This is a genomic window from Kitasatospora sp. NPDC051853, from assembly GCF_044452665.1.
GTDB lineage: Bacteria > Actinomycetota > Actinomycetes > Streptomycetales > Streptomycetaceae > Kitasatospora.
In genome coordinates this window covers 163,561-185,498 of record NZ_JBITBY010000008.1, presented here as the reverse complement: position 1 = coordinate 185,498, position 21,938 = coordinate 163,561, and the positions used below count along the sequence as shown (strand labels likewise).

The window sequence follows — 21,938 nt, the reverse complement described above, 5'->3', positions numbered from 1 at the left end:
ACCGGTCTACCCGGTGATCACCCGTGGAAGCCGCTCGTACGAGTGACAACGCTCAAGGATTGCCGCGATCTGCCGAGGGGAGGAACTCCACCGAGAGGAACGCCGGAGGGGCGCTCGGACGGGGAAGCCGAGTGAGGCGGATCGGGGGGGCTCTCCAGGGAGGGACCGGGGGACCGGAGGGGAAGCGGGGGGCAGAGGGCCCGGTGCGAAGGGGACGCACCGGGCTCACAAGCGCTTCCGGGGGCCGGCGGGACCGCCGGCCCGGGAGAGGTCAGACCTCGGCGACGAAGAGGTGGGCGGCGATGTCCTTGGGGAGCTCGGCCGCGTTCTCCCCCGTACCGACCAGCAGGCCGCCGACGCCGGTGGAGACCTTGACCGTGGTGCCCGGGCGGATGCCGGCCCGGCGCAGGGTGAGCATCAGGCCCTCGTCGTTCTGGATCGGCTCGCCGATCCGGCGGACCACCACGTCCACGCCGCCCTCGCCCGGGCGGACCGCGTCCAGCGCGACCAGCGAGGCGTCGTGGCCCTCGCCCTCGGCCCGGGTGTCCCCGAGCTCGTCCAGGCCCGGGATCGGGTTCCCGTACGGGGACTGGGTGGGGTGACCGAGCATGGCGAGCACCTTGCGCTCGACCGTCTCGCTCATCACGTGCTCCCAGCGGCAGGCCTCCTCGTGCACCTGCTCCCACTCCAGGCCGATCACGTCGACCAGCAGGCACTCGGCGATGCGGTGCTTGCGCATCACCCGGACCGCCAGCAGGCGGCCCTCCTCGGTCAGCTCGAGGTGGCGGTCGCCCGCGACCTGGAGCAGGCCGTCGCGCTCCATCCGGCCGACGGTCTGACTGACCGTCGGGCCGCTCTGCTCCAGCCGCTCCGCGATCCGGGCCCGCATCGGCACGATGCCCTCTTCCTCCAGCTCCAGAATGGTGCGGAGGTACATCTCTGTGGTGTCGATCAGCCCAGACATCGCCGCTGGCTCCCGTTCTTCGGTGTCCTCACCGACAATTCTGACGTACCCCGGGGACAACGACGGCCGCCGGACCCCATGTTCCCGGGCTTTCCGTAACCCCCGCGGCGATTTCGTCACTGTTGACAGCCGCCGCCCCCAGGCCGCACCGTGCTCGCCGTAGCTTTCTCCCAAACTGCGGTCTGGACCACGGGCCGCCCCCACGGTACGGAGATCTGATGAGCGACCTGGTCGGGCAGTACTTCGACGCGGCGGTGGAGCACCTGCACCGGATCCGGACGGAGGAGGCGGAGTCGATCGACCGGGCCGCCGTGCTGCTCGCCGAGGCCGTCGAGGAGGGCCGCCGGATCTTCGCCTTCGGGGCCGGGCACTCCTCGCTGGCCGCCCAGGACGTGGTCTACCGGGCCGGCGGCCTGGTGGTGGTCAACCTGCTGAACGTGCCCGGCATGACCGGGGTGAACGTGATGCCGGCCAACCTGGGCAGCGCCCTGGAGCGGGTCTCCGGCCTGGCCACCACCACCCTGGACCTCACCCCGGCCCGGGCCGGGGACCTGCTCTTCGTGATCTCGCTCTCCGGCCGCCAGGTGATGCCGGTGGAGCTGGCCCAGCACGCCCGGGCCCGCGGGCTCTCGGTGATCGGCGTGACCTCGCTGGCCTATCCGGCCGAGGTGAGCTCCAACCACCCCACCGGCACCTACCTCAAGGACCACTGCGACGTGGTCCTGGACAGCAAGATCGCGGTCGGCGACGGCGAGCTCTCCCACCCCGGCGCCGGCACCACCTTCGGCTCCGTCTCCACCATCGTCACCAGCGCGCTGATGCAGTCCGTGGTGGCCTCCGCGGTCGGCAAGCTGGCCGACCGGGGCGTCACGCCCCCGCTCTTCCGGTCCGGGAACGTGGACGGCGGCACCGAGTGGAACGTCAAGGTGATGGCGGACAACGCGGAGCGCATCTACTACAGCTTCTGACCCCCCTCGATCCGTCAGTTCCCTTGTGATCATCGGGAGTTGGGCCCTCCGGAGGGCGTAGCAGGGCTCCGCCCGGGGCAGTAGGTACCTGGCGGAGCAGATGCGAGCGACGGGGGTCCGGATGGCGGTGGCCGGTGGCGGGCGGTCGATGGGCTGGGTCCGGGAGGACGAGCTGATGCCCGAGCTGTTCTGGACGGCGGACTCCTCCTCGCTCCAGGGGCAGCGGCGGGCGGTCTCGCTCTCCCGCTGGGGCCTGCTGCTCCTGGTGCTGGCCGCCTTCGCCGGCTCCGCCGACGGCACCCTGCCGGCCTGGCTGGCGGCGGCCGCCTACCTGTTCACGGTGGCGCTGGCCGCCGTGGCCGGGCGGCAGAACCCGCAGGGCCTCTGGTACGAGGGCCGGGCCGCCGCCGAGTCGGTCAAGACGCTGTCCTGGAAGTACGCGGTGCGGGCCGACGCCTACCAGCCGCCGCCGAAGACCCTGCCGGACGCCGAGCGGCTCTACGACGTCCAGCTCGGCGGCATCCTCGGCCAGTTCGGCACCAGCCGGGCGATCCCCCAACTGTCCAGGGTGCAGGCCGAGTTGCAGAGCTGGCGGGGCCCGCTGGCCGGCCGCCCGACCCGCCACCCGCAGATCACCGAGAGCATGCGGCAGCTGCGCGAGCAGCCGCTCTCGGTCCGCCGCGAGGTCTACATCAGGGAGCGGGTGAAGACCCAGCGCGAGTGGTACCGGGCCAAGGCCCGCTCCTGCACCAACGCCACCCGCTGGGCTGACCTGCTGGGCGTGGTGCTGCCGCTGGCCGGCCTGGTGCTGGCGGTGCTGCGGGCGCTCGGCGAGTTCAGCTTCGACGCGCTCGGCGCGGTCTCCGCGGTGGCCGCCTCGGTCGCCGCCTGGGCCCAGCTGCGCCAGTACCGGCCGCAGGCCGCCGCCTACTCCATCGCCGCCTCCGAACTCGCGGTGATCGAGGCCCAGTTGAGCCAGCTCCCGCTGGACACCCCGGACGCCGAGGAGACCTGGGCCCGGCTGGCCCGGGACGCCGAGGACGCGATCTCCCGGGAGCACACCACCTGGCAGGCCCGCCGCGAGGTGCGCACCACCGACCCGTTGGGCATGTGACGCCGACGGACGGCCCGCGCGCGGTCCCGCACGCCCCACCGGACGCCCGCGGGGCGTCCCCGACCCCGAGGAGCCCGATGGCGTCGACCCGGCTGGTGCAGGTGGCGGACGGCCGCACCCTGGCGGTGGAGAGCTGGGGCGACCCGGAGGGCAGACCGGTCTTCCTGCTGCACGGCACCCCCGGCAGCCGGGTCGGCCCCAGCCCGCGCAGCTCGGTGCTGTACCGGCTCGGCGTCCACCTGATCTCCTTCGACCGCCCCGGCTACGGCGAGTCCACCCGGCTGCCCGGCCGCCGGGTCGCCTCGGCGGCGGCCGACGTGGAGGCGATCGCCGACGCGCTCGGCATCGACGGCTTCGCCGTGCTCGGCCGCTCCGGCGGCGGGCCGCACGCCCTGGCCTGCGCGGCGCTGCTGGGCGGGCGGGTGCGGCGGGCCGCGGTGCTGGTCAGCCTGGCCCCGCGGAACGCGGAGGGCCTGGACTGGTACGCCGGGATGACCGCCTCCAACGAGCGCGCCTACCACGAGGCCGAGCTCGGCCCGCACCGCTTCGCCGCCTCCTTCCAGGCCAAGTCCCGCCGGATGAAGGCCGACCCGGCCGCCGTGATCGACGGCCTGGTGCCCGAACTCCCGCCCACCGACCGGGTGGTGGTCACCGACTCGGGCATCCGGCGCCGGCTGCTCTCCACCTACGCGGCCGCCTTCCACTACAGCGCGGACGGCTGGATCGACGACGCCCTGGCCTTCACCACCGACTGGGGCTTCAAGGTCGAGGACATCACGGTGCCGGTCCGGCTGTGGCACGGCGCCGACGACCAGTTCTCCCCGGTCGAGCACTCCCGCTGGCTGGCCGAGCACATCCCCGGCGCCGAGCTCTACCTGGAGCCCGGCGCCGCCCACTTCGGCGCGCTGGCCGTGCTGACCGAGGCGCTGCGCTGGGCGGCCGGCTGAGCGGTCTTCAGAGCAGCCGGCCGAGCGGCCGTCAGACGGGGGTGACCGGGTCCTTGCCCGCCAGGACGGCGAGGACGTTGTCGACGGCCAGGTCACCCATCGCGCGGCGGGTCCGGACGGTGGCGCTGCCGAGGTGCGGGGCCAGCACCGCGGTGGGCTGGGCCAACAGCTCGGCGGGGATGGCCGGCTCGCGCTCGAAGTTGTCCACGGCCGCCGCGGAGAGGTGACCGGAGGCGAGCGCGGCGGCGAGCGCGAGCTCGTCGACGATCCCGGCCACCACGCTCACCAGGACGGCCCCGGACGGGAGTCGGGCGATGCTGGTGGCGTCGAGGAGGTGGCGGGTGGCCTCGGAGAGCGGGCAGGTGACCACCAACACGTCGGAGGTGGAGAGGAGTTCGCCGAAGTCGACCCAGCGGGCGCCGTGCTCCTTCTCGGACGGGAGCCGGGAGCGGTTGTGGTAGCTCAGCTCCATCCCGAAGCCGACCGCGCGGCGGGCGACGGCCCGGCCGATCCGGCCCATGCCGAGGATGCCGAGGCGGGCGCCGGTGAGCTCGGTGCCGAGCATGAAGGTCGGGGCCCAGGCCCAGGGCTCGCCGGAGCGGACCAGCCGCTCGCCCTCGGCGAGGCGGCGGGTGGCGGCGAGCAGCAGCGCCCAGGTGAAGTCCGCGGTCGCCTCGGTGAGGACGCCGGGCGTGTTGGTGACGGTCACCCCGCGGGCGGCACAGGCCGCCGTGTCCACGTTGTGGAACCCCACCGCGTGGTTGGCCACCACCTTGAGCCCGGGCCCCGCGGCGTCCAGGAACTCCCCGTCCACCACGTCGTCGAGGGTGGTGACCACGGCCGCCTTGCCCGCCACCGCCGCCAACAACTCGGCCCGGCCCATCGGCGTCTCGCTGTCGTGCTGCTCCACCCGGCAGGACGGGGCCAGCCGCTCCACCACGCCGTCGACGAGCCGCCTGGTCACCAGTACCTGATCCATGCCGCGACCCTACCCGGGCCGACGGCCACCCCGGGGGCGCGAGGAACTGCGCGCAGGGGAACGGCAGCACCTGCAACTGGCTGACGGTGCTTCAGTTGCAGGTGAGCCGCCTTCCGCTTCGCGCAGTTCCTCGCGCCCCCGGGGTGACCACTCTCGTCAGCCAGGCCTGCCGTTCCCCTGCGCGCCCGGTGCCACCACCTTCGTCAGACGGGCTGGGGTTCGAGGTCGCGGTTGATCCGCCTCCAGCCGCGGCAGGCCATGGTGTTGGGGTGCTCCTCGCCGAAGAGGCGGAGGAGTTCGGTGAGGGCGTGTTCGCGGAGTTCGACCGCCTGGTTGGGGTTGGTCTTGCGGAGGGTGACCGCGAGGTTCGACTCGCAGGCGATGGCGTCGGGGTGGCCGGGGCCGTAGCGGTTGACCAGGCCCGCGTAGGCGGCCCGTTCGAGTTCCTCGGCCTTGGCGAGCTGGCCGGCGTCGCCGTGGGCGTTGGCGAGGTTGATCATCGCGTTCAGGGTGTAGTGGTGGTCGGGCCCGAGCACCGACCGCAGGGCGTCCACGGTGTGGCTGCCGCGGCGGATCGCGGCCTCCACGTCGCCGCTGCCGCGCAGGTAGATGCCGAGGTTGTTCTCGCAGGCCAGGGTGAAGGGGTGCTCGTCGCCGAACAGCCGCTGGTGGCCCTCGTAGACAGCGGTGGCCAGGTCTCGGGCGGCCTCCTTGTCGCCGGAGGCGCTGTGGTCGGCGGCCAGGTTGAGCGCGCAGGCGAGCGTCTCGGCGGCCTCGGAGCCGTAGCGGTCGAGGTAGCGCTCGTAGGTCTGCATGGTGAGTTGGCGGGCCTCCCGCAGGTGGCCCTCGCGGCGCAGCGACACGGCCAGCGACTTGGCGTTGCGCAGGTTCTCGGGGAGGTCCGGCTGGAGCACGTCGGCGAGCTCCTCGTTGACCTCCCTGAGGAGTTCGATGGAGCCCTTGTAGTCGCCGATCTCGCGCAGGTCGCGGGCCAGGTTGGACTTGCTGGAGAGGGTGTAGGGGTGGCGGGGGCCGAGCACCGCCTGCCGGCGGTCGTAGGTGTCCTGGTCGAGGTCGCGGGCGGCGGCCGAGTCGCCGACCAGGCGGTAGTCGATGGCGAGGTTGTTGGCGGCGGAGAGGGTGCGGGCGTTCTCCTCGCCGAAGAGTTCGCGGAACTGGCCGTAGGTCTCCAGGTCGAGGTCGAGCGCCTCCTGGAAGCGGCCGAGCGCGCGCAGGTCGGCGCCGAGCGAGCCGGCCGTCATCAGGGTGTACGGGTTGTGCTCGCCGAGCAGTTCCTTCTGGCCTTCCAGGGTGCGCTCGTCGAGGGCCCGGGCGTCCGCGAAGTTGCCCTGGGAGCGGACCACGTTGGCGAGTTGGAAGTTGAGGCTGAGCACCTGGCGGCGCAGGTGCCGGGCCTCCAGCTCGTTGGTCTCGCCGGCCAGCCGGGTGGTCCAGGTGGTGTCCAGCTGTTCGGCCAGTGCCCGGGCGCGGTCGAGGTCGCTGCGCTTCCAGAGGTAGCGGACGCGGTCGATCATCAGCTCGCGGGTCTCGCGCTCGTCGCAGTCCTGGGCCCGGGAGGGGGCCAGGTGCGGCCAGATCTTCTCGAAGCGGGGCCAGTTGGCGGGGTTGTCGGTGTCGCCGAGGACGGGGCGGGCGCCGACCAGGATGCGGTGCACCTCGTGCATCGCGGCCTCCCGGGCGGGGTCGTCCATCTCGGAGCGGACCACGGCCTGCACCAGCCGGTGCACCTGGAAGGAGTTGGAGCCGGCGTCGACCTTGGCCAGCGCGTAGCGGCCGACCGCCTGGATCACCTTGCCGAGCATGAAGGTGTCGCTGAGGTCCTCGTCGTAGCGGACCAGTGAGCGGATCATCTGGTCGCTGTAGAAGAGGTCCATGGAGATCGGCTCGGGGGCCATGAAGGCGCAGAGCTGGAGCAGCCGGACGGCGGCCGGGGACTGCTCGCGCAGGCGGGTGATGGAGACGTTCCAGGTGGCGCCGACGGGGGTGGGGTAGTCGGCGGGGCGGCCGACCGCGAGGGCGCGGGTGGCCTCCTGGTGGAGCTGGGCGACGTAGGTGTCGACGGGGGTGCGGGTGGTGTCGAGCCAGGCGGCGGCCACCTCGACGGCCAGCGGGAGGTCGCCGACGGCCTCGGCGACCCGGTCGGCGTCGGCGCGGGAGAGGCCGCGGGTGCGGCGGGTGAGGTGCTCGATGGACTCGCCGCGGGTGAAGACGTCGACGCCGAGCACGCCGGCCTGGCCGGACCAGGCCTGGTTGCGGGAGGTGACCAGGACGTGGCCGGAACCGCCGGGGAAGAAGCGGCGGATCTCCGACGGCTCGTCGGCGTTGTCGAAGATCAGCAGCCAGCGCGGGGTGGGGGTGCCCTTGCGCAGGGCCTCCCGGGCGGCCTCGGCGGCCTCGTTGACGGAGTCGCCGACCCGCAGGCCCAGCCGGTTGGCGAGTTCGGCCAGGGCGGTGGGGATCAGCTCGGTCTGCTCGGCGTCGATCCACCAGACCAGGTCGTAGTGGGACATGTAGCGGTGGGCGTACTCCAGGGCCAGCTGGGTCTTGCCGACGCCGCCGAGGCCGTAGAGGGTCTGCGGGGTGGGCAGCACCACCATCGGGCCGCCGACCAGACTGTCCCTCAGCTCCTCCAGCACCCGGGCGCGGCCGGTGAAGGAGGGGTTGCGCTGGGGCACCGACCAGTACGCGGGCTTGGTGCCGGGGAAGCGCGGGATGGTGACGTCCGGGTCGGGCTCGGCCCCGTCGCGTCCGAGGGCGCGGAGCAGGATGGCGGCGGCCTGGGTCTCGTCGCGGCCGACCAGGTCGATCGGGTTGCGGCCGCTGAACGGGGCGGTGAGGCGGACGTCGCCGACCCGGACGGGGACGATCTGACGGCGCGTCCCGGAGGGGTCGAAGCCGCCCATCGAGTCCCACAGGGCCCGGGCCTGAGGGGCCCTCAGGTAGCCGGCCGAGAGCACCGCGACGGTCCGGAAGGCGGTGTCGATGCCGCGTTCGGTCTCCAGCCGGGTGTCCGCCCCGGCACCGATGTCCCGGGGCACCACGCGGAAGCCGGCGCTCTCCAGGACGGCGGCGATCCAGTCGGCCCAGATCCGGTCCTCGGGGACGAAGGAGAGGTAGAGGTCGGCGGGCGCGGTCGGGCGGCGCCGGGTGTAGGCGTCCACCCAGTGCAGCCGGACCTCCTCGTCCATCGGCGGCAGCGAGCTGATCCGGCCGCGGGTGAGCACGGTGGTGAGCCGCTCGCAGGCGGCCAGCATCGAGGTGGGGGTGCCGGGCTGGTCGCCGAAGGTGGCCAGGATCTCCTCGTAGGCGTAGAACGGCCGGTACGGGATCTCCACCGAGCCCCAGTAGTGGGCGAGGTCCTCGTCGGCCAGGCCCTCGGGGAGGCCAGCGAACCGGAGCCGGGCCAGGGCGCGGCCGGCGTCCGCCTTCTCCTTCTCGCCCTCGTCGATCCGCATCGGCACCGGCAGGATGCGGATGCCGCGCTCCCGGTAGCGGTCGTTGATGTGCTGGGCGATCTTGGAGGCGCCCTCGATGCTCTGGTCGCTGAGGGTGAAGCAGACCACCAGGTCGTCCGGCATCTGCACGGTGCAGATCTCGGCGATGTCGGAGAGGCCGGTGCGGCTGTCGATCAGCACGTAGTCGTAGCGGCGGCTCATGTCGCGCTTGAGCGCGTCGAAGAACTGGCCGCCGTCGAAGCGGTCGTAGAAGAGGTCCCAGTCGAGCCGGCCGACCACCTCGGAGTAGTCCCGGTTCAGCTGTCCGGCGGAGAGGAAGTCCAGGCTGCCGCCGGCCGGGAAGCCGGGCCAGGAGAGCGAGAGCACGTGCGGGTGGACCCGGGCGAAGTCCCGGTGCCAGCCCGGCGGGTGCTCGGCCTCGCGCAGGGCCTCCTCCCGGTAGTCGGTGATCAGGTCCATCATCCCGGTGGTGCCGGCCAGCGCGGCCTGGTCCAGGAAGGGGCGGAAGAACTTGGCCAGGCCCGGTGCCTCCAGGTCCCAGTCCACGGTGAGCACCCGGAAGCCGTTGGCGGCCAGGATCCAGGCGGTGTTGGCCAGCGCCATGGTGCGGCCGGTGCCGCCCTTGTAGGAGTAGAAGGTCACCACCCGGCCCTGGCGGTCCTCGCCGCCGGGCCGCGGCTCCTCGGCCGGGGCGGCGGCCTGGCCCGGCAGTCGCAGCTTCCTGGTCGGGTTGTCGGTCATCGGTGTCCTCCCCCGAAGCGGCCCGGCAGGGGCCCCTCCTCCTCGTCGTCCGGCGGCTCGTCGTGCGGGTCGTACGAAGGTCTTCCGCGGTCCCTGGGCGGGTCGTCGTCGAACGCGCCGCGCAGCCGCGGGCGGAAGCGGCCCGAGTCCCCCGGCCGGCCGGCCGGGCCGCTCTCCGCGGCGGTGCGGTCCTCGAAGGCGTACTTGGCCCGCATCACCGCGCGCGGCAGGGCCTCCTCGAAGTCGGCCAGCGAGCTCAACTCGCCGGAGCCGTCCCGGAAGCTGGGCTTGGCCTCGCGGCGTTTGTACCGCAGGGTGCGGGCGCTCAGCTCGGTCAGCGGCCGGTCCTCGGCCACGCAGTCCGGGTCCTCGGCGTTCCAGGGCTCCAGCACGCTGACCCAGGGCGGGTTGAGCTGGTCGAAGCGGGCCACCGCCCCGCGGCGCTCGTCGTCCTTGAGCGCCCAGCGGTCCAGCAGCACCAGGCCGGGCGCGTTCGGCGGTTCGCCGGAGAGCAGCCCCGCCTCGTCCTCCTCGAACTCGTGCACGGTCGGCTCGAAGCCCAACTGCCGTGCCACCCTTGCCGCGTGCTCGGCCACCGGGCGGGAGGAGGCGGGCTGGTACGGGTGCCAGTCCTGCCGCCGGGTGCCGTAGTAGTCCGGATTGCGCCCCTCGGGGAGCTCGGACTGCGCGTAGGAGTAGACCGAGATCCGCAGCTGCTTGGTGCGCGGCATCGGGAAGGCGCTGGGCTGGGCGTTGAAGTCCAGCGCCCGGCCGGGCGGGATCACGGTGTTCTCGGCCACCTCGACGATCCGCCGGGCCAGCCGGAAGACGGCCAGCTCGTAGGCCTTGCGGAAGTAGCCGAGGCGCATCAGCGCGTACAGCCCCTCGTCCTCGTACTCCCGGCCGAACCCCCGGTGGTTGAACTGGAGTTGGCGGGCCACCTCGGGGAGCTGACGGTCGCTCATCGGCACCCAGAGCACCGGCACGATGCCGCTGGTGCGCTCGGAGGTCTGCCGGGCCGGGAAGACCGGGCGTTGGGTGAAGGAGTGCCACTCCTGGCCGCAGGCCAGACTGGAGAAGTAGCGGGGCGAGTAGAGCGGGACGAAGACCCGGCAGGTGGCCAGCTCCTGGGAGAGGCGCTTGGCCCAGAGCTGGCCCTGGTGCATGGACTGGTCCATGAAGCCGACCGGGCGGCCGGAGCGGTAGTCGGTCAGGGCCAGGACCGCCTCGCAGAGGTCCTCGTAGAGCTGGCTGACCCACTGGTTCGGGTCACCGGCGCCCTTGGTCCTGGCCCGTGGGACGTGGGCGTAGCTCAGGAAGAAGTAGGGCCGCTCCGCCCCCTCGTCCCACCCACCAGATTCCTCGTCGTACACACGCGCCTCCCCCGAGACATCCGGTGTGTTCTCTCTCCCAGGTGTGTCGTTCCCCCACGGAGGTCCTTCAGTGTAGGAAGGTCAGGTTCGCCAATGGAATAGGGCCTCGAAGTCCTACCCGCCTCGTACAGCCGGGATTCCTACCACCGGCACGTGCCGGCGTCGGTGGGTTCCTGCCTCACCGCACCTTGCGGGCACGGGTGCCCGACTCACCGGCGCTCCGCAGGCGTTTAGCCTGTCCGCCCTTCCGGCGGCCAGGATGTTCTTCGCAGCGTTGATGTCGCGGTCGAGGACGGCCCCGCACGACCCGCACTCCCAGACACGGACGTGAAGGGGCTTGGGGCCGTCCTTGACACCGCAGGACGAGCACACCTGAGAGGTCGGCTCGAAGCGGCCGATCCTGCCGAAGTGCCGGCTGTGCCTGGCGGCCTTGTACTCCAGCATGGCGACGAACGCGGACCAGCCGGCATCGTTCACGCTCTTGGCGAGCCGGGTGCGGCCGAGACCGGACACCGACAGGCTCTCCACGTACACCGCTTGAGTCTCGCGGATGATTCTCGTGGATAGCTTGTGGTGCCAGTCCCGGCGGCGGTCCGCCACCCGGGCGTGCTGTCGCGCGAGCTTCTTGCGGGCCTTGGCCCGGTTCTTCGATCCCTTCTCACAGCGGCTGAGAGCTCTCTGCATCCGCTTGAGCTTCTTCTCGGCACGGCGCAGGAACTTCGGCGAGTCGATCCTCCGGCCGTCGGACAGCACCGCGAAGTGGGTCAGCCCGAGGTCGATACCCGTTTCGGTGTCCAACTCGGGCCAGATGTCCGGCTCGGTCTCCACGACAAAACTGACCCAGTACCGTTCAGCAGCGTCCTTGGTGACGGTGACCGAGGTCGGCGCGGACGGCAGTGGGCGCGACCACCGGACCGGAATGTCCCCGACCTTGGCCACGTACAGGGTGCCGTTCCCGCGCAGCGAGAAGCCGTTGGCGGTGAGCCGGATGCTCTGCCTGCCGTCCCGCTTGGATTTGAAGCGCGGCGGCGCGACCTTCGGTCCCTTGCGCTTGCCGGTGACCGAGGAGAAGAAGCTCCGATAGGCCGTGTGCAGATCCCTCAGGGACTGCACCAGCACCACCGACGACACCTCACCCAACCATGCCCGCTCACAGGTGCGCTTCGCGGCGGTGATGACCCGCTTCTGCAGGTCGGTGTCCTTGATGTACGCCAGCCCTGCACCGTGTGCCTCCTGGCGCATGCGGAGCCCGTCGTTGAAAACGACCCGGGCGCATCCGAACGCGCGTGCCAGCGACTGGCGCTGACCTGACGTCGGATACGCGCGGAAGTTGTAGCGGAGCTGCACGACCGTCACCCCGTCAGCCGCGCAGGTGACGGTCGGCCACCTCGATGCCGTCCGCGATGTCCATCAGGAAGCAGTCCGCCTCGCCCAGCGGGCCCCTGACCAGGCTCGGCATCCGCTCCAGCGCGCCGGTCATGCCCGGGAAGTGCTCGTCCCTCAGGTGCACGGCCTCGAAGGAGGTCCAGTTCCCGTCCGGCAGCACGCAGCCGTAGGTCTGCACCGGCGGGTCGGGCTGGAGGTACTCGGCCAGGTGCAGTGCGGTGCAGCACCAGACCGGGACGCCGATCAGCAGCGCCCTGGCCCGCCGGTCGCGCAGCCGACCGACCGGGGAGCGCTCGCCCAGGTGGCTGTCGATCGGGTGGTTCTCCGTCAGGTCGACGGCCAGGCGGCCGAGGGCGGCGAAGGAGGTCTGCGGGTGGTGGCTGCGGACGGCGCCGGGGGCCAGCCGGACGACCTCGGAGAAGTGGCCCAGGATGCGGGAGGTGGGGGTGGTGTCGGGGTTGAAGGGGGGGCGCGTGCGCCAGTACTCCTGCTTCTGACGCTCCGTCATGCCCTGGGTGGGGGCGAGCGCCAGGCGGGAGGTGTTGGAGTTCTCCGGGGTCGCGGTGTAGACGACCAGGGTGCCGCTCTCGCCGAGCACCGCGAGCAGCGCCTTGAGCAGCGCCTCGGGGCCGCCGTCCAGCTCGCCGAGCGAGCGCAGCGAGGACTGCACCAGCAGGGTCTCGCCCTCCTCGACGCCCAGCTCCCGCAGGCCCCGCTCCAGCTCCGCCGCCCCGGTCACCCGACGGCCGCCGAGCGCTCGGCGGCGGCCCGTTCGGCGGCCCGGCCGACCTCGACCGCGAGCCAGGGCTCCACGGTGGCCCGCATGCCGTCCGCGAACCGCAGCCCGAGGGCGGTCAGCGAGCCGGAGCCGGCCAGTGTCTCCACCGCCCGGGCGGTGTGCCCGCGCCAGGTGGCCAGCTGGACCCGGGCCTGCTCGGCCGCCCCGCTGTCCAGGCCGCCGTAGGCGCGCACCCGGGTGCCCCAGTACGCCGTCACCGCGAGGTGGGCGTAGGTGCCCTGGAGCAGGCCCTCCAGCGGGCGCGGGTCGGGCCGCCAGGGGGCGTGGTAGCGGCGCTCGTCGGCCGGGTCGTACAGCTCGTGGAAGTCCAGCACCGCGCCCAGCTTGACGTGCTGGAACTCGTGGGCGAGCAGCAGTGCCAGGGTCGGGGCGGTGGCCGGGCGGGCGATGCCGACCGCGCCGAAGGCCTGCCGGGCGGCCGCGCTGACGTCCCGTCCGTCCGGGCCGGGCCGCAGCGGGGTGACGGTGCTCAGCCCGGCCGGCAGGCCCTGCGCGTACTCCGGCAGGTCCCGCCGCAGCAGCTCCCAGGCCTCCCGCAACGCGCCCGCCCAGCCCAGCAGTTCGGCCTCGGGCAGCCGTTCGGCCACCGGCCACTGGTGGGCGTCCCGCTGCGGGTCGGTGTCCTCCAGGGCGAGCACCGGGCCGCCGGGCAGCTCCACCCGGCGCACCGGCTGCCAGGCCGGGCTCTCGGGGGCGTCCCAGCCGACCGTCACCCCGCGCACCGTGAAGCCCTCGGCGGTGCCGTGCAGCACCGCCTCCCCGGCGCCGTCCACCCGCAGCCGGCCGAGCGTCGGCAGGTGCACCGCGCCGCCGCGCACCGGCACGGGGAGCTCGAACTCCCGCCCGGCGCGCAGCGCGGCCGCCGCCGCCAGCTCGGCGAAGCCGCCGAGGTCGCCGCCGGGCTCGCGCTCCAGGCAGCGCACCGCCCAGGACCGGGCGTACGGGTGGGCCAGCACCGCGTCCAGCACCCGGGGGGCGGCGGTGTCCAACTCGGCCAGCAGGGACCAGGATTCGGGGGCTCCGGCGGAGAGGGCGGCCAGCAGCCTTCTGGTCAGGCCGAGTTGGGCGGCGGCCAGCGCGCGGATCGTGCCGGGGCTGCCGAGGCCCTGCGCCAGCTCGTCCAACTGGGCATCGGTGAGCGGCCGTTCGGCCGGTCCGCTCTGGGCCGGGACGGTGGCCACGGGGGTGATCCGGTCCCGGATGGTGGTGATCAGCTTCATCAGGTCCCCGCAGAAGACGGAGGGGTTGTCGAATCCGCGGCCGGTCCGGTAGCGGTGGGCGTACAGGCCCCCGCCGCAGGAGCGGACCACGGGGCAGGCCCGGCACTGCTCGCTCAGTCCGGCCAGGCCGGACTGACGCTCCATCATGCCCGGGTGCGCGGCCACCTGGTCCAGGGTGTGCGCGAAGACGTCGAATCCGGTCACCGGGGCGCCGTCGAAGGCGGTCTTCAGGCTGTCGGCCTGCTCCAGGGTGCCGTCGGTCTCCACCACCACCAGGTCGGCCGGGTCCAGTCCGAGCGACTCGGTCAGGCTGGAGCGGCCCCGCAGGGTGCGGTGCACCGAGTCGAAGACCCGGACCGGGACGGGGCGGCCGTGCGCCGTCCAGCGCTCGTGCACGGCCAGCAGCCAGTCGGCGTACGGGGTCGGGCCGAGCCCCTCCGGCCGCTTGGGCGGCTCGTCGTGGGTGGCGTGCGGGAGCAGGAAGTCGATCCGGGGCGGGGCGAGTCCGACCAGTGCGTCGTAGACCGCGAGCGGGTCGTTCTCGACGTCGATCGTGCAGAGCAGCCCGGCGTACAGGTGGCGGAAGGCCGGGCGGCGCAGCAGCTCGACGGCGGCCAGCACCTTGGCGTGGCTGGAGCGGCCGTCGGCGTAGCGGCGGTGCCGGTCGTTGGCGGCGCGGTCGCCGTCCAGTGAGACGCCGACCTTGATGCCGAGCTCGTCGAAGAGTTCGCAGAACTCCTCGGTCAGCCGGACGCCGTTGGTGTGGATGCGCAGGTCCAGCGCGCAGCCCTCGGGGAGCGCGGCGGCCAGCAGTTCGGCCGCCCGGCGCAGCACGGCGGGGCCCGCGAGCAGCGGCTCCCCGCCGTGCAGCACGACGTGGACGGCCGTCAGCCGGTGGGCCCGGGCGTGCTCTCCGATCCTGGCCGCCGCGGCTGCCAGCACGGGCTCCGAGACGGTGCGCGGCTTGCCGCGCCAACTGGTGTCGGCGTGCTCGTACACGTAGCAGTGGTCACAGGCCAGGTCGCAGCGGCTGTGCACCTTGAGGACGAACTGCGTGAACGGTACCTGCGACGGGACGGGGGGCATGACCGGGCTTCGGCTGTGCGGCGACCGTCAGATGGAGGAGTTGAAGGCCGCCACGGCGACCTGACCGGTGTCCCCGCCGGGCAGCGCCCGGTGCAGGTCGGCGGTGAGGCGGTCGGTTCCCAGGGCGGCGAGGTCGGCGAGCGAGGCCCGTGGGGTGGGCTCCTCGGCGGAGTCGCGGTCAGCAGGCCGGATGGCGAGTGCGGTGACCATTGCAGTCTCGTTTCTGCGCATGAAACGCGGGGGAAGCGGGGAAACCCGCGGGGGCGGGCCCACCCGATTCCCCCCAGTACACAGGAGTCACCACCCGAGGACGTACGAATGGCTGGAAAACCATCACTTCCAGCGAGTTGTGACTACTGCGATTGACGTAGGGTCAGCACACGCACGATCAGGGGCAGAGCCGCTCCACCCGCCAGCCGTCCGGGCCGGCCGTGTAGCGCAGCCGGTCGTGCAGCCGGTTCTCCCGGCCCTGCCAGAACTCGACGGTGTCCGGAACCACCCGGTACCCGCCCCAGAACGGCGGCACCGGCACCCCCTCGCCCTCCGGGTAGCGCCGCTCCAGCTCGGCGTAGCGCTGCTCCAGCACCTCGCGGGAGCTCACCGGACTGGACTGCTCGCTGGCCCAGGCGCCCAGCTGCGAACCGTGCGGACGGGTGCGGAAGTAGGCCGCCGTCTCGTCCCGCCCGACCTTCTCCACCCGCCCGGTCACGATGACCTGACGGGAGATCACGATCCACGGGAAGAGCAGCGAGGCCCACGGGTTGGCGGCCAGCTCGGTGCCCTTGCGGGAGCCGTAGTTGGTGAAGAAGACGAAGCCCCGCCGGTCGAAGCCCTTGAGCAGCACCGTGCGCGAGCTCGGCCGCCCCCGGCCGTCGGCGGTGGAGAGCACCATCGCGTTGGGCTCCGGCACGCCCGAGTCGTCGGCCTGGTGGAACCACTCGGTGAACTGGTCCACCGGATCGGCCGCGAGCTGCTTCTCGCCCAGCCCCTCGTGCTGGTAATGCCGGCGCATCACGCTCGGGTCCGGCGCGGGCCGGGGTTCGGCCGGGGCTCCGGAGGTCGGCTTGGTCGGAGGGGTCGGGTGACGATCCGCGGTAGGCACGGCAACATCATCCCGTACGACAAGCGTCGGATACCGCTACGTCCCGGCAAACCCGGGTGGGAGATAAGGTGTCTCGCCACCGCTCCGCCCCTGGTCGGCCGGATCAACCTCCGGTTCCGTCCGGAAATGCCCCAGAAGGTCCGTCAGCGCCGCCGGACCCGGCAGGAGCGTCCCGCAAGGAACATCACCGTGGTGGTGTCTGGCGCAATGCACTCCGTGCCTGTCACTCTGACACCGAGTGCCAATCCACCAACGGTCACCGGCGCGGCCGCCCCACCATCGGCGGCCCGTCAACGGATCACTGAAGGAGCCGTCCATGTCCGACTTCGTACCCGGGCTCGAGGGAGTCGTCGCGTTCGAGAGCGAGATCGCCGAACCCGACCGGGAGGGCGGCGCTCTCCGCTACCGCGGTGTGGACATCGACGAGCTGGTCGGCAACGTCTCGTTCGGCCACGTCTGGGGCCTGCTGGTGGACGGCAAGTTCAACCCCGGCCTGCCCGCCGCCGAGCCGTTCCCGATCCCGGTCCACTCCGGTGACATCCGGGTCGACGTGCAGTCCGCGCTCGCCATGCTCGCCCCGGTCTGGGGCCTCAAGCCGCTGCTGGACATCTCCGCCGAGCAGGCCCGTGACGACCTCGCCCGGGCCGCCGTGATGGCGCTCTCCTACGTGGCCCAGTCCGCCCGCGGCCAGGGCCTGCCGATGGTCCCGCAGCGCGAGATCGACAAGGCCGAGACCGTGGTCGAGCGCTTCATGATCCGCTGGCGCGGCGAGCCGGACCCGAAGCACGTCAAGGCGATCGACGCCTACTGGACCTCGGCCGCCGAGCACGGCATGAACGCCTCCACCTTCACCGCCCGGGTGATCGCCTCCACCGGTGCCGACGTGGCGGCCGCGCTCTCCGGCGCCGTCGGCGCGATGTCCGGCCCGCTGCACGGCGGCGCCCCGTCCCGCGTGCTCGGCATGATCGAGGAGATCGAGCGCACCGGCGACGCCAAGGCCTGGGTCAAGAACGCGCTGGACAAGGGCGAGCGCCTGATGGGATTCGGCCACCGCGTCTACCGCGCCGAGGACCCGCGCGCCCGCGTGCTGCGCCGCACCGCCAAGGAGCTCGGCGCCCCGCGCTTCGAGATCGCCGAGGCGCTGGAGAAGGCCGCGCTGGAGGAGCTGCACAACCGCCGCCCCGACCGCGTGCTGGCCACCAACGTGGAGTTCTGGGCCGCCATCATGCTGGACTTCGCCGAGGTCCCGGCGCACATGTTCACCTCGATGTTCACCTGTGCCCGCACGGCCGGCTGGTCCGCCCACATCCTGGAGCAGAAGCGCACCGGCCGCCTGGTCCGCCCGGCCGCCCGCTACATCGGCCCCGGCCCGCGCAGCCCGCGCGAGGTCGAGGGCTTCGAGTCGATCGCGCACTGACACCCCTTGCGGGACTGACGCCGCGTCACTCTTTCGAGCGGGCCCGGGGGTTCCCCCCGGGCCCGTTCCGCCCTGCTCGGAGCGCCGAAGATCACATCTCAGGGGGCGGACGAGCCTCCCTCGGCCGTCTCACCGGGCAGTAGGCTGCGGCCGTGGCTCAGATCCAGATCCCCGCTGACATCAAGCCCGCCGACGGCCGTTTCGGCTGCGGCCCTTCGAAGGTGCGGCCCGAGGCCCTGAAGGCCCTCGCCGACACCGGTACCTCCCTGCTCGGCACCTCCCACCGGCAGGCGCCGGTGAAGAACGTGGTGAAGCGCGTCCGCGAGGGCGTCTCCTCCCTGTTCTCCCTCCCCGAGGGCTACGAGGTCGTGCTGGGCAACGGCGGCTCCACCGCCTTCTGGGACATCGCCGCCTTCGGGCTGGTGCGCGAGAAGTCCCAGCACCTCAACTTCGGTGAGTTCTCCAGCAAGTTCGCGTCCTCCGTCAAGGCCGCGCCCTGGCTGGCCGAGCCCTCGGTGATCAAGACCGAGCCGGGCACCCACCCGCTCCCGGTCGCCGAGGCCGGCGTGGACGTCTACGCGCTCACCCACAACGAGACCTCCACCGGCGTGGCGATGCCGATCGCCCGCCCCGCGGGCGCCGACGCGGGCTCGCTGGTGCTGGTGGACGCGACCTCGGGCGCCGGCGGCCTGCCGGTGGACATCTCCGAGACCGACGTCTACTACTTCGCGCCGCAGAAGTCCTTCGCCTCCGAGGGCGGCCTCTGGCTGGCCACCTTCTCGCCGGCCGCCCTGGAGCGCGCCGCCGAGATCGCGGGCTCCGGCCGGTACATCCCGCCGTTCTTCGACCTGCCGACCGCGATCGACAACTCCTCGAAGGACCAGACCTACAACACCCCCTCGATCGCCACCCTCTTCCTGCTGGCCGACCAGCTGGAGTGGATCAACGGTCAGGGCGGTCTGGACTGGGCGACGGCCCGCACCGCCGACTCGGCCGCGCGGCTGTACGGCTGGGCCGAGAAGTCCTCCTACGCCAGCCCCTTCGTGGCCAAGGCCGAGGAGCGCTCGCAGGTCGTCGGCACCATCGACTTCGACGAGTCGGTCGACGCCGCCGCGGTCGCCAAGGTGCTGCGCGCCAACGGCATCGTGGACACCGAGCCCTACCGCAAGCTGGGCCGCAACCAGCTGCGGATCGCGATGTTCCCGGCCGTCGACCCGGCCGACGTCGAGGCGCTCACCGCCTGCATCGACCATGTGGTCGGGCAGCTCTAGCACGCTCCGGCACGACACGGAGAAGACCCCCGGGGCACCGCCCCGGGGGTCTTCGCGTCCTGCTTCCTCAGCGCCGCAGCAGGGCGCTGACGATCACCACGGCCAGCAGCAGCGCCAGCGCGCCGCTCACGATTCGCATTCGGGTCTTGGGGTCCACGGTCATCGAGGTTACCCGGTGGCCCGGCCCGGCCCCCCGGTGGCCCGCTCCTGCCGGGCGGCCCCGTACGGCTGCCCCTCCCCCCGGTACTGCTGGGCCCGGAAGGCGGAGGGCGCCATCCCGACCCGGCGGGTGAAGATCCGGGTGAAGTAGGCCGGGTCCTGGTAGCCGACCCGGCGGGCCACCGCCGCGACCGGCAGCCCGCTGGCCGCGAGCAGCTGCTTGGCCTCGTTCAGACGGACCGTCAGCAGGTACTCCTTCGGCCCCGCCGCGCCCACCGAACGCACCGCGCGCCGCAGTTCGGCCACCGTCAGCCCGGCCCGGCGGGCGTGCTGGGCGATCGAGAGCGGCAGGCAGGCGTCCCGGCGGAGCACCTCCAGCACCGGCTCCCCGGCCACGTCCACGTCGGCCCGGTGCCGGCGCAGCTCGACCAGCAGCCGGTGCACCTCGGCCGAGCTCTCCACGTCCACCAGCGGGCCGCCCCGGCGGCAGGCCGAGGCGATCCTGGCCACCACCCGCTGGGCCGGCTCGGCGGTGGTCAGCGGGGTGAGCCGCAGCGGCGGCAGCAGGCCCAGCTCGGCGTAGCCGGCCAGCCCGGAGCCGGTGAAGTCCACGAAGGACTCCGACCAGCCCTCGGCGTCCGGCGCGTAGTGGTGCGGCTCACCCGGGCGCAGCCAGAGCACCGCCGGGGCGGTCACCGGGTGGCGGACGCCGTCCGGGCTCTCGTACCACCCCCGGCCGCTGGTGATCACCACCGCCACCCAGTGGTCCAGGGTGCGCGGCCCCACCGTCGGCAGCACCCCGCGCTGCATGCCCACCCCGAGGCAGGCCAGCCCGGTCTCCAGCTGGGCCGGACCGGGCGTCAGGTACCACCACCACCGCTCCACCGTCACCTCCCTGGCCGTCACCGACTCCGACAGTCCAACACACCCCCGGGGTTTGTCCATGGCCCCGACCTGCCGCTTTCGGGCAGGCTGGGAGGCATGCTCACCTACGACTCCACCGGTTTCCACCTCGACGGCAGTCCGCTCCGCATCCTCTCCGGCGCGGTGCACTACTTCCGCACCCGCCCCGAGCAGTGGCCGGCCCGGCTGGCCGCGCTGCGCGCGATGGGCCTGAACACGGTCGAGACGTACGTCCCGTGGAACCTGCACGAGCCCCGCCCGGGCGAGTACCAGCGACTGGAGGAGCTGCCCGCCTTCCTGGACGAGGCGGCCCGCCAGGGCCTGTGGGCGATCGTCCGCCCCGGCCCGTACATCTGCGCCGAGTGGGACAACGGCGGCCTGCCGGGCTGGCTGACCGCGCAGGTCGGCCGCCGGGCCCGCACCTCGGACCCGGAGTACCTGGCCGCCGTCGACCGCTTCTTCGACGCGCTGCTCCCGGCGGTGGTGGAGCGTCAGACCACCCGGGGCGGGAACGTCCTGATGGTCCAGGTCGAGAACGAGTACGGCTCCTACGGCAGCGACGCGGCCTACCTGCGGCACCTCGCCGACGGGCTGCTGGCCCGGGGCTTCGACGTCCCGCTGTTCACCTCGGACGGCCCCGAGGACCACATGCTCACCGGCGGCACCCTGCCGGGCGTGCTGGCCACGGTGAACTTCGGCTCCGACCCGGAGGGCGCCTTCGAGGTGCTGCACCGGCACCGCCCCCAGGACCCGCCGTTCTGCATGGAGTACTGGAACGGCTGGTTCGACCACTGGGGCAAGCCGCACCACAGCCGGGACGCCGCCGACGCCGCCGACACCCTGCGCCGCATCCTGGCCGCCGGAGGCTCCGTCAACCTCTACATGGCGCACGGCGGCACCAACTTCGGCACCGGCGCCGGCGCCAACCACGCCGACCCGCCCTTCAACTCCACCGACTGGACCGACTCGCCCTACCAGCCCGTCACCACCTCCTACGACTACGACGCCCCGCTGGACGAACGCGGCGCCCCCGCCGCCAAGTACGCCCTCTTCGCCGAGGTGCTGGCCGACTTCGCCGCCGCCCACCCCGAGCAGGCCCGTTTCCTGGGCGAGGCACTGCCGTACGAGCTGCCGCCGGTGCTCGCGCCGCGCACCGTGGAACTGACCGGGCGGGCCCCGATCCCGTTCGGCCCCACCACCGGGCACCCGGTGCCGCCGAGCTTCGAGGAGCTCGGCCTGGAGCACGGGGTGGTCCGCTACGCCTTCCAGGTCCCCGCCGAACGGCCCGAACTTCCGCTCACCGTCGAGGGGTTGCACGACCGGGCGGAGCTGCGGGTGGACGGCAAGCGGGTCGCCGAACTGCACCGGGGCGCGGCGAACGAACCGGTCACGGTACCCGGCGGGGTGGCACTGGAGCTGCTGGTGAGCTCCCTCGGCCGGGTCAACTACGGCCCTCAGACCGGGGATTCCAAGGGCATCACCGGCGGGGTACGGCACGAGCGGCAGTACCTGCACGGCTGCCAGGTGGCCGCCTTCGACCTCCACGCCCCGCTGCCGGAACTGGACTTCACCGGCGAGGGCCCGTTCGCCCGGGGCGTGCTCACCCTGGACACCACCGGCGACACCTGGCTGACCGTCCCCGACGGCCGGCACGGCTACCTCTGGGTCAACGGCTTCCTGCTCGGCCGCTACGACGCGCGCGGACCGCAGACCGCGCTCTTCTGCCCCCAGCCGCTCCTGCACCCCGGCGAGAACGAACTCCTCCTCCTCGAACTCGGCGACGCCACACCGCAGTCGGTCGACCTCCTGGACACCCCGGCCCTGGGCTGAGCCGCACAGCTGGCCCCTGAGGGACGTGGTTACGCCCTCAGGGGCGCGGGGAACTGCGCGAATCGGAAGGCGGACCAGAGCTAGGTCGGGGCAGGCGAGCCAGTTGCACGTACTGCCGTTCCCCGCGCGCCCACGCGGCGGAGCCGCAGATCAGCAGAGCCTCGCGCCCCCGGGGTGACCACCTACGTCGGCCACCGGGCCGT

At 72.9% G+C, this 21,938-nt stretch carries 16 protein-coding genes; 6 read left to right on the top strand and 10 right to left on the bottom strand.

Going from position 1 to position 21,938, the window contains the following annotated elements:
- Positions 1-271: 271 nt before the first annotated feature.
- Positions 272-964, bottom strand: a complete 693-nt coding sequence (locus ACIA8O_RS23530) for a metal-dependent transcriptional regulator (protein ID WP_396295908.1) — start codon at positions 962-964, stop codon at positions 272-274.
- A gap of 218 nt (positions 965-1,182) precedes the next feature.
- Here ACIA8O_RS23530 and ACIA8O_RS23525 point away from each other — a divergent pair, with 218 nt between their 5' ends.
- From ACIA8O_RS23525 to ACIA8O_RS23515, 3 genes are all read left to right on the top strand, one after another.
- A complete protein-coding gene (locus ACIA8O_RS23525) occupies positions 1,183-1,932 on the top strand; it encodes a sugar isomerase domain-containing protein (protein ID WP_396295907.1) in 750 nt (249 codons plus the stop codon).
- 100 nt (positions 1,933-2,032) lie between these two features.
- Positions 2,033-3,046 carry a DUF4231 domain-containing protein gene (locus ACIA8O_RS23520; RefSeq protein WP_396295906.1) on the top strand — a complete coding sequence of 338 codons (1,014 nt, stop codon included), beginning with the start codon at positions 2,033-2,035 and terminating at the stop codon, positions 3,044-3,046.
- A gap of 77 nt (positions 3,047-3,123) precedes the next feature.
- Complete coding sequence (locus ACIA8O_RS23515; RefSeq protein WP_396295905.1) at positions 3,124-3,993, top strand: alpha/beta fold hydrolase; 870 nt, start codon at positions 3,124-3,126, stop codon at positions 3,991-3,993.
- A gap of 31 nt (positions 3,994-4,024) precedes the next feature.
- Here the strand turns inward: ACIA8O_RS23515 and ACIA8O_RS23510 are convergent, their stop codons facing one another.
- The 8 genes from ACIA8O_RS23510 to pdxH all read right to left on the bottom strand — a co-directional run bounded on the left by ACIA8O_RS23510 (position 4,025) and on the right by pdxH (position 16,155).
- Positions 4,025-4,972, bottom strand: a complete 948-nt coding sequence (locus ACIA8O_RS23510; protein WP_396295904.1) for a 2-hydroxyacid dehydrogenase — start codon at positions 4,970-4,972, stop codon at positions 4,025-4,027.
- Positions 4,973-5,175: 203 nt separating this feature from the next.
- Positions 5,176-9,189 (bottom strand): FxSxx-COOH system tetratricopeptide repeat protein, encoded by a 4,014-nt coding sequence (fxsT, locus tag ACIA8O_RS23505; protein WP_396295903.1) that lies wholly within the window; start codon positions 9,187-9,189, stop codon positions 5,176-5,178.
- On the bottom strand, positions 9,186-10,562 hold the full coding sequence (locus ACIA8O_RS23500) for a TIR-like protein FxsC (protein WP_396295902.1): 1,377 nt from the start codon (positions 10,560-10,562) through the stop codon (positions 9,186-9,188). The genes fxsT and ACIA8O_RS23500 overlap by 4 nt, the downstream gene beginning before the upstream one ends.
- A 114-nt stretch (positions 10,563-10,676) precedes the next feature.
- Positions 10,677-11,909 (bottom strand): RNA-guided endonuclease InsQ/TnpB family protein, encoded by a 1,233-nt coding sequence (locus ACIA8O_RS23495; RefSeq protein WP_396295901.1) that lies wholly within the window; start codon positions 11,907-11,909, stop codon positions 10,677-10,679.
- Positions 11,910-11,922: 13 nt separating this feature from the next.
- Positions 11,923-12,687 carry an aminoglycoside N(3)-acetyltransferase gene (locus tag ACIA8O_RS23490; RefSeq protein ID WP_396295900.1) on the bottom strand — a complete coding sequence of 255 codons (765 nt, stop codon included), beginning with the start codon at positions 12,685-12,687 and terminating at the stop codon, positions 11,923-11,925.
- Positions 12,684-15,053 (bottom strand): FxsB family cyclophane-forming radical SAM/SPASM peptide maturase, encoded by a 2,370-nt coding sequence (locus tag ACIA8O_RS23485; protein ID WP_396295899.1) that lies wholly within the window; start codon positions 15,051-15,053, stop codon positions 12,684-12,686. Before ACIA8O_RS23485 ends, ACIA8O_RS23490 begins: the two co-directional genes overlap by 4 nt.
- A gap of 27 nt (positions 15,054-15,080) precedes the next feature.
- The gene (locus ACIA8O_RS23480; RefSeq protein WP_396295898.1) at positions 15,081-15,263 is read right to left on the bottom strand and encodes a hypothetical protein; all 183 of its coding nucleotides are present in this window, start codon (positions 15,261-15,263) and stop codon (positions 15,081-15,083) included.
- Between the two features lie 178 nt (positions 15,264-15,441).
- Positions 15,442-16,155, bottom strand: a complete 714-nt coding sequence (gene pdxH, locus ACIA8O_RS23475) for a pyridoxamine 5'-phosphate oxidase (RefSeq protein ID WP_396295897.1) — start codon at positions 16,153-16,155, stop codon at positions 15,442-15,444.
- A gap of 316 nt (positions 16,156-16,471) precedes the next feature.
- On the opposite strand from pdxH, the gene ACIA8O_RS23470 reads away from it, so the two are divergent.
- On the top strand, positions 16,472-17,572 hold the full coding sequence (locus ACIA8O_RS23470; RefSeq protein WP_396295896.1) for a citrate synthase 2: 1,101 nt from the start codon (positions 16,472-16,474) through the stop codon (positions 17,570-17,572).
- 152 nt (positions 17,573-17,724) lie between these two features.
- On the top strand, positions 17,725-18,843 hold the full coding sequence (gene serC, locus ACIA8O_RS23465) for a phosphoserine transaminase (RefSeq protein WP_396295895.1): 1,119 nt from the start codon (positions 17,725-17,727) through the stop codon (positions 18,841-18,843).
- Positions 18,844-19,011: 168 nt separating this feature from the next.
- On the opposite strand, the gene ACIA8O_RS23460 is transcribed toward serC, so the two are convergent.
- A complete protein-coding gene (locus ACIA8O_RS23460) occupies positions 19,012-19,908 on the bottom strand; it encodes an AraC family transcriptional regulator (protein WP_396295894.1) in 897 nt (298 codons plus the stop codon).
- 75 nt (positions 19,909-19,983) lie between these two features.
- On the opposite strand from ACIA8O_RS23460, the gene ACIA8O_RS23455 reads away from it, so the two are divergent.
- On the top strand, positions 19,984-21,735 hold the full coding sequence (locus ACIA8O_RS23455; RefSeq protein WP_396295893.1) for a beta-galactosidase family protein: 1,752 nt from the start codon (positions 19,984-19,986) through the stop codon (positions 21,733-21,735).
- Positions 21,736-21,938 lie beyond the last annotated feature (203 nt).